Annotated in this window: 1 protein-coding gene; it reads left to right on the forward strand. The window is 37.8% G+C overall.

Translation table 11 applies throughout. The features are described from left to right. On the forward strand, positions 1-413 hold a 413-nt coding region (locus tag G7034_RS10335; protein WP_166400885.1), incomplete at both ends, for a hypothetical protein.

The following is a 413-nucleotide window of genomic DNA, read 5'->3' on the forward strand; positions in this document are numbered from 1 at the left end:
GATTTGATTGTAAATGAAATTCCTACACTCACCGAAGCGGAAATCAATGCAGTATGCGATATCGACAACGATGGTTTGGTAGAGTTTTTCCTCCCTTTTGCCGAGGATTTTATCATTGAAGATGCCACAGGGTTTAGCTTTACTTATTTTGAAAGCTTAACCGATGCTCAAAACAACGAAAATGCTATTGAGGATCCTGAAAATTATACCAATATTGAAACGCCACTACAGACCTTGTTTGTCGTGGTAACCAACGATGAAACAGGCTGTCTAAATATTCAACCCATCACTATTGAAGCGCTGCAAATTCCACAAATTATCGAGCCAGATTTACTTGAAGAGTGTGATACTTCAGAAGAGAATAATGGTTTTGCTGAATTTGATTTAGAAGCAGAAATTGAAGGAATTACAGG

Source organism: Psychroflexus maritimus, assembly GCF_011089875.1.
GTDB lineage: Bacteria > Bacteroidota > Bacteroidia > Flavobacteriales > Flavobacteriaceae > Psychroflexus > Psychroflexus maritimus.